General features: G+C 42.9%; 6 protein-coding genes and 1 pseudogene. 3 read left to right on the top strand and 4 right to left on the bottom strand.

Going from position 1 to position 11,867, the window contains the following annotated elements:
• Positions 1-292 precede the first annotated feature (292 nt).
• Positions 293-1,429: pseudogene (locus tag V7O64_RS11960) on the bottom strand (ISNCY family transposase); the annotation flags it as partial.
• Between the two features lie 150 nt (positions 1,430-1,579).
• Between V7O64_RS11960 and V7O64_RS11955 the strand changes: the two are divergent.
• A complete protein-coding gene (locus tag V7O64_RS11955) occupies positions 1,580-3,355 on the top strand; it encodes a chloride channel protein (RefSeq protein ID WP_407355606.1) in 1,776 nt (591 codons plus the stop codon).
• A gap of 121 nt (positions 3,356-3,476) precedes the next feature.
• Here V7O64_RS11955 and V7O64_RS11950 read toward each other — a convergent pair whose 3' ends face one another.
• The 3 genes from V7O64_RS11950 to cgi121 form a co-directional block, all read right to left on the bottom strand.
• Positions 3,477-4,772: a tRNA (N(6)-L-threonylcarbamoyladenosine(37)-C(2))-methylthiotransferase gene (locus V7O64_RS11950; RefSeq protein WP_407355605.1), complete on the bottom strand. Its 1,296-nt coding sequence runs from the start codon at positions 4,770-4,772 to the stop codon at positions 3,477-3,479.
• A 16-nt stretch (positions 4,773-4,788) separates the two neighbouring features.
• A complete protein-coding gene (gene glpX, locus V7O64_RS11945; protein ID WP_407355604.1) occupies positions 4,789-5,880 on the bottom strand; it encodes a class II fructose-bisphosphatase in 1,092 nt (363 codons plus the stop codon).
• Between the two features lie 137 nt (positions 5,881-6,017).
• A complete protein-coding gene (cgi121, locus tag V7O64_RS11940) occupies positions 6,018-6,527 on the bottom strand; it encodes a KEOPS complex subunit Cgi121 (protein ID WP_407355603.1) in 510 nt (169 codons plus the stop codon).
• Between the two features lie 606 nt (positions 6,528-7,133).
• Between cgi121 and leuS the strand changes: the two genes are divergently transcribed.
• Together leuS and V7O64_RS11930 are read left to right on the top strand one after the other, a co-directional pair.
• The gene (gene leuS, locus V7O64_RS11935; protein ID WP_407355602.1) at positions 7,134-10,022 is read left to right on the top strand and encodes a leucine--tRNA ligase; all 2,889 of its coding nucleotides are present in this window, start codon (positions 7,134-7,136) and stop codon (positions 10,020-10,022) included.
• A gap of 129 nt (positions 10,023-10,151) precedes the next feature.
• Complete coding sequence (locus V7O64_RS11930; RefSeq protein ID WP_407357343.1) at positions 10,152-11,849, top strand: ATP-binding protein; 1,698 nt, start codon at positions 10,152-10,154, stop codon at positions 11,847-11,849.
• Positions 11,850-11,867: the final 18 nt, after the last annotated feature.

The following is an 11,867-nucleotide window of genomic DNA, read 5'->3' as shown; positions in this document are numbered from 1 at the left end:
TCCACATTTTATCAATAGAGCATGATATATTATAAAAGTATTCAATTTAGCAATTTTTATAAATCATTATCTATTAATATATTGATAAATAATATAGAAACGCGCTGTCAAAAAATGCCATGAAACGAACGTATGAACTGTGATCGATCAGTGTTTGTCAATAAATGTCTGTAATTTTGACATTATCGTAAATGGTGATTCGAGGCTGTCAAAAACTTTGGTGTTAAACTTTATTGGATATGTTCCCTTCCCAATATCCTCTTTTAACACTTAAATAATTCAATATCCCATTCGGTGTTTTAAATATCCTTTTCAACGAATCAGGTAACGTTTGTCGATAATAATTCTCAATAGGGTTTGTTGTTTTTGAAATCATTTCATCCACCATAAACAGAGTCAACCTTTCGAAGTCTTTTATAATCTTATCTATTGATTTGTGAAGTAAATGTGGAATTTCTTCCATATTACTGATTATCTCTTGAAGTCTCTTGATTGCGATATTTAGGTCATATGTTCTAAACACTTCTTTGATCTTTGTAAATGCTAAACACAACCTGATCTTTTCCCTAGAGCCAATAAATTTTGATTTTAGTTTTTTGTACACATCTTTCCCAACAAGCTTGTACAAATGAAATATGCAAAGTTGATGCTTGATTTTTAGTGCATCCATAATCGATTTATATTTTCTTCGGTGGTCGGTTGAAATGGCATGAAGAGGCTTAGAAGCTACAGCATTTTTAATAAAACCCTTAACAGTATCATATTCAAGATTTGGCACAATTTTCTCTTCTACTGGTTTATTCAGTACAGAGTCTATCAAACTGAGCCTATAAAAGCGATTTCCATTCAGTTTTATGTATTGTTCATCATAACAATAGTATCCAGAATAATGATTATCATCGCTTGATATTGATATTCTGTTTGATCCTGCAATCCAGTTGTAAATGGTCTGATGAGAGGGAGAACAATCGTATAGCGATGTGAAGATCTTTTGCAGATGTCTGAATGAACAATAGCCAGCCTCATAGGTTTTTTCTATATAGTGTTCATAAGTTCGGGCATATTGATGTCCTTTTTTTACAATTGAATCAAGAGGTGTTGTGAATTTTTTAGAACAAATCTTACAATAGTATCTTCGAACATAAATAACCTGACTTCCAAATTCTGCTAATTTTAGCTTGCGTTTGTAATATTCTTGTTTGATTACTTTCCTGGAACCACAAACAGGACAGTAAGGATGAAGGAGATCAAAACGATTGTCTGCATGCAGAACAAGCTCCTTCTCATTGTGAATATTCCTATTTTCAGTTGAAGACAATTGGGATATGATAGCATCTTCAAAGCTTGTGATACCTGAAAAACAGTCGTTTAGTTTAAGTTGAATTGAGCTAATATGAGATTTGAAAGTGGATATGATATGGTTTGTCACAAAACCATATCTACTTTCATAATATATATCTATTGTTATTAATTAACTCAGGCTTTGCAACCCCAAAGTTTTTGACAGCCCCGGTGATTCAAAAAATATATCTATAAGATACAAGTTACATCTGCCATCCAGTAACAGAGATGAAACTTCTTGGATATAAAAAGAGCTTTCAAAAGATCTACTTTTAAAAGATTCAGGCAAAATCTGTACCAGTGGTTACAGACAGAATCACTGATATCCAATTCATTAGCTGTTATCGTAGGTGTCTTTACAGGCCTTGTCATAGCTTTCTATGGTACATTGCTGGAACTGAGCCATCAGTTATTCTTTGCAACGAATACAGAAGGAACAGGCTATATTCTCATACTGGTACCTGCACTTGGAGGGCTGATAGTTGGCCTGATAGTCCATTTTCTAATACGTACACGACGTTATGACATTGAGGAAGTGATCGAGGCCACTGCACTCAAAGGTGGAAAGATGTCACCCAGAAGTGCTTTTCTTGAGGTGCTTGCATCTGCCGTATCCATTGGGTCCGGTGGGTCGGTAGGAAAGGAAGCACCTGTGGTCCTTGCAGGTTCAGGGGTTGGTTCTTCCCTTGCACAGCTATTGAGGATTCACGGGAACAGGGTGAAAATACTTGTTGGATGCGGTGCTTCAGGAGGGATAGCTGCTGCTTATAATGCACCCCTTGCAGGAGTTGTCTTCGTAGTAGAAGTGATTCTCGGTGAGCTTGAAGCAAGGACGTTTATCCCTATTGTAATATCTGCAGTCTTTGCAACACTTGTCGCAAGCGTGGTATTTGATGTCAAAACAATAGAAGTTGCTTCCTATAGCTTTGTTAACCCTGTTTATGAATCCATCCTGTACCTTGGTCTTGGCATCCTGGCGGGCGTGGTCTCCGTATTACTGATGCGCACCCTCTTTGGAGTCCATGGATTCTTTGATTCACTTAATGTTCATCCTGTAATCAAACCCGCAATCGGAGGGTTGTTTGTAGGTATAGCCGGGTTTTTCTATCCGCAGATATTCGGTGTCGGATACGATGTTATCAGCGCTGCCCTGAATAACCAGCTGGTAATGGAGCTAATGCTTATCCTGATATTCCTTAAAATTATAGCATTCTCCTTCACGATGGGGTCTGGAGGATCAGGAGGATCCATTGTGCCCGCACTCTTCGTAGGAGCAATGCTGGGAGGTGCTTATGGATCTGTTGTCCATGGCATGTTCCCGGGGATGACCGCAGAATCCGGTGCATATGCACTTGTCGGCATGGGTGCCGTATTTGCAGGTACAAGCAGGGCACCCCTGGCATCTATTCTAATTCTTTTTGAACTGACACAGGACTATAGCATGATACTGCCTGTAATGCTTGCATGCGTGGTCAGTAATCTCGTATCAAGTTCCCTTAATTCCGAATCGATATTTACCGAAGGATTGCACCGCAGAGGTTTCACCATCAGAAAAGGACGTGAGATCGACATAATGGAATCACTGCTTGTAAGGGATGCTATGAAGCATAACGTTCAGACAGTTTCAGAAAACAAGAACGTAGGAGCACTTATAGCTCTCATGCAATCCAGCAGGCATGCGGGATTCCCGGTCCTTGATCCAAACGGAAAACTATGTGGGATAGTCACCTTAAAAGATGTCAGGGACAAGGTAGTTCATGACGAGCTTGACAAAACGATCAATGAGATATGCAGCAAAGAAGTTGAAATTGCTTATCCCGACGAGAACCTGAATACTGTACTGAAGCGTCTTGCTGCAAAGGACATAGGCAGGCTCCCCGTGGTATCCAGATCTGACCGCACAAAGCTCCTGGGCATTATAACCCGCAGTGACATCGTTAAGTTATATGACAAGAAGATCCTTGACAAGGTACAGAGACTGCAAAAAGAAAGCACATACTCTGAATCTGAGTGAAATGCCTGAAATCCTGAAACATTTAACACAAGGTCTTATCAGGCCTTATCTTATCTAATTTTATCTGATCTTATCTATTCTTATCGTATCTTATCATATCTTATATGACATACCAACGCGGCTAATACGGCCTTACGATCCTGGCAAGGAAATAACCCGGTGTTGCATCATATATGAACACACGACAGGTAACACCCGGCTCCATGCCACAGCAAGGTATAATTACAGGCTTGTATGAGTCCGTGCGTGCCATCATTCCATCCTGCTTTGCATCTTTTGAAAGGAATACATCAACTTCCCTGCCAATCAACCCGGTCCGGGATTCAAGTTTGACCGCCTCACAAACTTCATGCAATTCATTGGATCTGTTCACGATTATACGGGAGTCTATCTTGCGAAGGTCCCATGCCTTGGTAAGTGGCCTCGGGGTGAAGCGTGAGATATTGACCTTTTCCGGCCTGTACTCTTTGACCCAGTCAACTGTCTTCCTGAAATCATCATCCGTTTCACCGGGATAACCTGTAATTATATCCGTAAACAATGTCATCTCCGTAAAACGCGCCCTGAACCTTTCAATAATGTAATTGGCCTCTGAAATGGAATGATATCTGTTCATGTTCTTCAGGACATCATCCGATGCTGACTGTATGGGAAGGTGCAGGAACGTGTATATTTTCTCATTATCAAAAGCAACAAGCAGATCTTCAAGTATAGGGGTCACTGAAAAAGGATTCATCATTCCAACCCGTATCTTGAACTGGCCCGGGATCCTGCATATCATCTCAAGAAGCTGTGGCAGTAACACGTCCCTGTCGGTCCCGTACTGACCGTTGTCCTGGGAAGTGAGCCATATCTCACGGCAACCTTCATCAACTGCTCTTTTAATGTCATCAACTATCTCATCAGGTCCGAATGAACGCAGGCTCCCCCTTGCAATTGTCACGATACAATATGCACATGAATAGTTACAGCCTTGTGAAAGCTGGCAGATATGGATATTAGGATTATAGCGAATTCTTGGAACACTCTGGAAACCTTCCGGCTCCGGCATGAATACCTTGAAGTTCTCCTTGGAACTGCCTTTTGCATGTTCCATTGAATCTAGCACATGACCCAGCCTTGAGATGGAATTCACACCCAGTATATGTGCATCGGGATTCTGGTGCATTATATCCTCAAGCTGTACCTGTGGCATGCAACCCGTGACTATTACTCCGGTCCCCTTTTCACCAAGTTCCCTTATTTTATGAAGTATCTTCTGCTCAGTGGTATTCTTTACAGTGCATGTATTGATAACTACCACTTCGGCATTTTCTGCAGGGACAAGCTCATGTCCGCTGTCCCTTACACTTGCCTTCATTATTTCGGCTGATGCCTGATTTGCAGAACAGCCATAAGTTGAGATATTTACCTTCATTTACGGTTCAGCAGATTTATATGAATCGCAGGGGTGTTTTTTCTTTGTCGTTTATATAGATGGTATCTGAGAACTTGACAACGCCTGAACTGCCCATGGTCAGGCTATGTACCCTGGAATCGCCCTCTCCGAATAGGTTTACTCCCCTGAGGAGCGAACCGGGGGTAACACCGGTAGCTGAAAAAATTATATCTTTCCCGGGAGCCAGTCGCTCTGTGTCAAGCACATCATTGATGTTATCTTCAGTGATACCCATCTTCTCAAGCCTTGGCATCTTTTCTGCTTTTTCCCTTGCGATCTCTTCAGGTGAAGCACCATTTGCCACTGTGGGCAGGACAAGTCTTGCAAGTATCTTGCCTCCAAGTATCTTGATTGCAGCTGCCGTAAGTACCGCCTCCCCGGACCCACCTGCCCCGAGGACCATATGCACACCAGATCCGCGGATGGCTGTTGATATACCCGGCATCAGATCGCCATCACTTATCAGGTTCACCCTGGCACCCGTCTCCCTGATCTCCTTGATCTTGGCCTTGTGCCTGCTCCTGTCAAGAATGACCACAACAAGCTCATCCACAGTCCTGTTGAGGGCTTTTGCAACTATCTGCAGATTCTGAAGTACCGGAGCATCGAGATCGATTTTTTCACCCGGGTGCTCCCTTTCATATTTCACCACTTCCGAACCGACGACTATCTTGTCCATATAGATGTCCGGACCATGGAACAGGCCGCCTCTTTCTGCCATAGCCATTACAGATATGGCACCCGGGGTTCCGTTAGCTGCCAGGTTTGTACCTTCAAGGGGGTCAACTGCAATATCTACCTCAAGATCCCCTTCTCCGGTACCCACTTCTTCCCCTATGAAAAGCATGGGTGCTTCATCACGTTCACCTTCCCCGATCTTAATTATACCTTTCATGTCAAGGCAGTTAAGCATCCTGCGCATGGCCTCCACAGAGACCTGGTCTGCATACTCCTTATCGCCACGGCCCATCTGATAGGAAGCTGCAATCGCTGCTGCTTCAGTAACATGTAATAATCTGGGTAAAAGAGAGCACTCAATAGGTCCGGCACACTTTATAATCTTTTCAGCGGTTTTGGGATGAGACATAATAATACATTTCCTGGATTGTTCCTTGATACTAGAGGATTTAACGGCACATGTATTAATGTTTACTATATTAGATTTTCGCGGGAGGAGGTACTGCAGCAAATCATACTGGAATGCAAACACATTAAATTTAAAACCTACTTCAGAACATCAACAAGAGCCACTCTCTCCAGAACAAGCAACGGAAGCAGTTCCTCACCTGCAGCCTGAAGCTCTTTATCTGTTATCGAGAACTGTTCAATCAAATACGTTTTTTTATGTTCACCGTACTCTACCACTGATCTCTCTTCAACTATCTGTTCCAGGGCCTGAGAAGAAAGATCGAAATCCCCGCTTTCCGAAAGTAATACAAAGACCACATTCATCCGGCCTTCGCGAAGACCCATGGAAAAAGCTTCCTCTATCTGCCTTTTACCCGAAGCGTATCTCATTATCTCTATACCCATATCACGTGCAATACAACAATTACTTTCTTTTGCACGCAATGCCTTGTGGACAGCAAAACGAACATGATTTTCCCCTGCCACCCTGTCAGCATCCATTGCCTGTATGGTGATGCCATGAGCAGATGATATTGACCTTAATTCCTGCAGAAAATCCGATACGTCATGGATACAGACTGAGCCACTTACTAACTTGAATTCCATATATGAATTACAGGTAAACCTGAGAATAAGTATAGCGGTCCAAAAACATGCTACAGGATTTCAGCTTATTAAAACAGATAAAATTATCAATCCATATAACCAATGCTATATAGGGAGTGAGAACTTTGAACAAACACCATAATGACATACATAAAGGAGAGCATTATCAGTGCCATAATTGTGGCTTTATCATGGAAGTCGTAAATCCCTGCCATAGCTGCGGAGAAGGAGAGGTCAGATGTCCTTTCTGCGGCGAGCAGATGATAAGGAAATGGAAATGAAATCAAAAATTAAAAGCATACAGGATACAAACATAAGATACATGTATTGCTTTAAAAAGGAGCACATTCAGATACATCGTTATTGCTTTTTCCGTATGTTTTATGTAGGTTGTTATTTATTACCACATAAAACAATAATGGAAAAACAATTAATGTATCACCTGAAGCTTTCTTGCCGATAGTCCTATGTGCACATGTACTATGTGTCTATATCAATACGAAATGACTGTCTTTCAGGATGGGTACAGAAACTTAATATCAGACATGAATGAGTTAATATATTGAACTCATGCGGTTATCATGTCCGGTGTGAGAGGTGCCAACAATGGAACAGGATTACGATGCACATAGAATAGAGAACAAATGGCAAAGCCGTTGGAATGAGAGCAGGATATTCGAGCCTGAACCTGACAAGAGGGAGAAATTCTTCATAACGATTCCCTACCCATACCTGAACGGTAATTTACACGCCGGGCACACAAGGACATTTACCATAGGGGATGTCATTGCCAGACACAAAAGAATGCTTGGGTACAATGTGCTCTACCCAATGGGATTCCATGTAACGGGAACACCCATCGTAGGCCTTGCAGAGCTTATTGAGAACAAGGATCCGCAAACAATGGATGTCTATTCCCGCCTGCACAGGATACCTGAGGACATACTTGGAACACTTACAACACCTGAAAGAATAGTGGATTATTTCAGCGTGGAAGCAGAAAAGGCCATGCGCTCCATAGGTTATTCCATTGACTGGCGCAGGAAGTTCACAACCACCGATGATACCTACAAGAAATTCATCGAATGGCAGTTCAATCTTCTGCATGACAAGGGACTGATAGTCAAAGGTGCGCATCCTGTTAAATGGTGCCCAAATGACAACAATCCTGTTGAGGACCATGACATCCTTCATGGAGAGGAAGCCACCATTGTGGATTATACCCTCATAAAGTTCACGCATGACGGCATGGTGCTGCCATGTGCCACCCTCAGGCCCGAGACAATCTTTGGTGTTACGAATCTCTGGGTGAACCCGGAGATAGAACATGCGAAGATAAAGGTTAGCAAGGAAGGCCGTGAAGAGATCTGGATCGTAAGCCAGGAAGCCTACGGGAAACTCACCTACACCGACAGGACAGTGGAATTCATAGAGAACGTAGCCGGAAAAGAACTGGTTGGTATCAAAGTGAAGAACCCTCTTTCAGGAAACGATATCATCACGCTGCCTGCATCCTTTGTCAAACCCGGAAATGGTAGTGGCATCGTCATGAGTGTTCCTGCACATGCACCTTATGATTATCTTGCGCTTAAGGATCTCTACGACAGGGACCTGTCAGAGTACGGGATAACAGAAGACTTGCAGAGCATTGAGCTGATCTCACTCATAGAGGCAAAGGATTTCGGAGAATATCCGGCAGTTGAAGCTGTTGAACAACTGGGAGTCAAAGACCAGAATGACCCAAAGGCTGAAGAGGCAACAAAGATCGTATATCGCCGCGAATTCCACAGTGGTATCCTTAAAGGGAACACGGGGAAGTATGCAGGTGTGGCTGTTTCAAAGATAAAGGACATACTTACACGTGACCTGCTTGATGAAGGCATTGGAGAGGTATTCTACGAGTTCAGCGAACCTGTGGTCTGCCGCTGCGGAACGCCATGTGTGGTGAATATGGTCAAAGGACAGTGGTTCCTTAACTATTCCAACCCTGAATGGAAAGATAAGGTCTACAAATGTATAGAGAATATGAACATCATCCCTGAAGAGATCAGGGTCGAGTTCAACAACAAGGTAGACTGGCTAAAGGACAAGGCATGTGCCAGGAAGAAAGGACTTGGTACCAGGTTGCCATTTGATACTAACTGGCTGATCGAATCACTTGGTGATTCCACCATTTACATGTCATATTACATCACAAACAAATTCTTTACCCAGGGGATCAAAACAGAGCAACTTACCCCTTCACTTTTTGATTATGTGCTCCTCGGGAAGGGATCGGTGCAGCAGGCTGCAATAGACACCGGCCTTGCCGAAACACTGATTGCGAACATAAAGTCAGATTTTGATTACTGGTACCCTGTAGACCTGAGATCTTCCGGAAAGGACCTGGTACCGAACCACCTGCTGTTCTTCCTGTTCCACCATGTGGCAATATTTGAAGAGGATAAATGGCCACGTGCTCTTGCAGTCAATGGATTTGTGTCCCTGGAAGGACAGAAGATGAGTAAATCCAAGGGACCCATACTAACACTAAGAGAAGCCGTTGATACATATGGTGCCGACGTCTCACGCATGTATATCCTTTCAAGTGCAGAACAGACCCAAGACGCTGACTGGAGAAATGCCGGAGTCGAAAGCGCCAGGAAACAGGTTGAGAGGTTCTATAAACTTGCAAAGGAGATAATAGATTCCGGAGTAACTACCGGGATCGAAGGCGAACTAAAGCTCATTGACCGCTGGATGCTCAGCAGGCTTCAGCAGTGTGTCAGGGAGACGAACAATGACATGACATCCATCCGGACAAGAGGAGCACTGCAGAATGCGTTCTTCCTGCTCTATAACGATGTGAAATGGTATCAGAGAAGAGGTGGCAGCACAGTCCTTTACGACGTCCTTGATGTATGGGTGCGTCTTATGGCACCATTCACACCACATGTCTGCGAAGAGATATGGTCTGCAATGGGTCATGAAGAAGGGGATTTTGTTTCCCAGGCAGCTTATCCTATATTCTGTCCGCGCTTCATTGACAACGATGCCGAGCTTGCTGAAGAGCTTATGTGCGGTACACTTGCAGACATAGAAGAGATAATCAAGGTCACAAAGCTCACTCCGAAAATGGCTGTACTTTACACCGCACCACAGTGGAAAGTAAATGCGTTTAAGATAGCACTTGAAATGAAACACAACGAGGATCTTAATCCCGGAAAGCTCATTAAGACATTGATGGCAGATCCCGAGAACCGCAAACATGGCAAGGAAATACCAAAGTACGTCCAGAAGATCGTGCCCGATGTTTCCAGCATGAAGACCGAAAGGTTTGAAATGATGCTTGACATGAAACTTGATGAGACGACCATCCTGAGAGAGAATATCGGCTGTCTATCTAATGAGATAGGTTGTCCGATACAGGTATATACTGCCGATGAACCGGAATATGACCCGGAGAACAAGTCAAGGTTTGCATTGCCCCTCAGACCCGCTATATATCTGGAGTGATCTTTATTGTGTAGTTGCTGATGATGGGAGCCGGCAACTTTGTATTTTTTATAAAAGTATGCAGTTATGACTACAAGAATAAATACGATAAATATATATTAACATAATATAAAATAACATCGTAACCAAATACATGGAAGAGTCATAATTCGGGAACAATACTGGTTCAGGAATAAAAAAATAATCTTTAAGGTCCTTATTGCGTTCATTGTTGTATGCTCTTTACTGGCTTACGGGACGTCTGCAAGTGCTTCAGCAAAAGAGGTAAAGACAGGTGTCTTTCACAAAGAGCCATTTATTACTGTTGATAAGGATGGAAGAGCCGCAGGACCTTATATTTATATATTGGAGAATATCGCTGCAAAGGAAGGCTGGGAACTTGAATATGTTCCGGGCACACTTGAAGAGGGACTTGCCAGACTGGATAACGGTACCATAGATATACTGCCAGCCATCCCCTACACGCCAGAAATGGCACAAAGGTACACACTTACCTCAGAAGCATTGCTCAGGGATTGGGGAGAGGTTTACACATATAAGGGATCAGGCATCGACTCCATGAGAAGCCTTGAAGGCAGAAGGATAGCATATTGTGATGATATCTTTTTTCATAATTTCAATGTGAGCCTGGGAAATTCAAGTTCCAATTATGTATTTTTAAAGGCTTCCGATTACAGAGTAGTCTTTGAGATGGTAAGTAACAGGGATGCAGATGCAGGAATAATAGCAAGGTCCTATGCCAGGATACATGAAGATAGGTATGATATCGACAGGATAGCGTTGGTCATATCTCCAACTGATATGGTCTTTGCCTTACCAAAGAATGCAGATCCCGAAATTCCAGGGGTCATCGATAAGAATATACGCCAGATTCCTGTTGAAAACCAGACAACACATTATATGCCAGAGACAGGGCTACAGGTAACACAGGAAGCTGAATTGACAACTTGGGAGAGTCCGTCATGGCTTAAATTTTCGGCAGGTATGGGAATAGGATTACTGCTATTATTTGTCGTACTGAGCCTGACCCTGCGCAACAAAGTGGAAGAAAAAACATCCGAACTTAATTTCAAGAACAGGGAACTTGAAATAGAGATAAGGGAGAGAAAAACAGCTGAGGAAAAACTAAAAAAGTATTCCCTTGAGCTGAAACACTCCAATGAACTTAAAGATCTCTTTACAGACATACTCCGGCACGACCTTATAAATCCTGCTACTGTCATCAAGGGCTATGTTGAGTACCTGATAGAAGGAGAGAAGGAGGAAAGGAGGAGAACGGCACTTCAGGCCATTGAAAGGAACAACCTAAAACTTATCAGCCTCATTGAGAATGCCGCACATCTTGCTAAGCTTGAAAACCTTGAGGAACTGGAATTTGAAACTGCTGATCTGAAGAAAGTGATCGAAGAGGTCATAGACAATCTCAAACCAAAACTGGATGAGAAGAAGATGAAAATAGTATTCTGCCCTGAAGGAGAATATCCCGCTGATTTGCATAGCACTATAGAGGATGTTTTTTCCAATCTTATCGGCAACTCCATAAAATATAGCCCGCAAGAAAGCAAGATAAGTATAGATATCAAAGATCTGACTGATTCGTGGGAAGTATCCATCACCGATGAAGGCGAAGGAATACCTGATAAAGAAAAGCCATATATCTTTGACAGGTTCAAAAGAGCGCATAAAGTCAATGTAAAAGGATCCGGGCTTGGACTGGCCATTGTCAAGCGTGTGATAGAGCTTCACGATGGGACAGTGGAAGTCAGGGACGGACCAGAGGCTAGTGGAACAACATTTGCGGTGACTCTGCAAAAGACAAAGCTTTGAGAACATGAAAGTTTCAAG

This window comes from Methanolobus sp. WCC5 (genome assembly GCF_045690325.1).
Lineage (GTDB): Archaea > Halobacteriota > Methanosarcinia > Methanosarcinales > Methanosarcinaceae > Methanolobus.
This window is presented reverse-complemented; position numbering and strand designations above follow the sequence as displayed.

Excerpts from the sequence above, each read along its gene's own strand:
- V7O64_RS11950 (WP_407355605.1), bottom strand. The coding sequence starts at position 4,772 with ATGAAGGTAAATATCTCAACTTATGGCTGTTCTGCAAATCAGGCATCA.
- glpX (WP_407355604.1), bottom strand. The coding sequence starts at position 5,880 with ATGTCTCATCCCAAAACCGCTGAAAAGATTATAAAGTGTGCCGGACCT.
- cgi121 (WP_407355603.1), bottom strand. The coding sequence starts at position 6,527 with ATGGAATTCAAGTTAGTAAGTGGCTCAGTCTGTATCCATGACGTATCG.
- leuS (WP_407355602.1), top strand. The coding sequence starts at position 7,134 with ATGGAACAGGATTACGATGCACATAGAATAGAGAACAAATGGCAAAGC.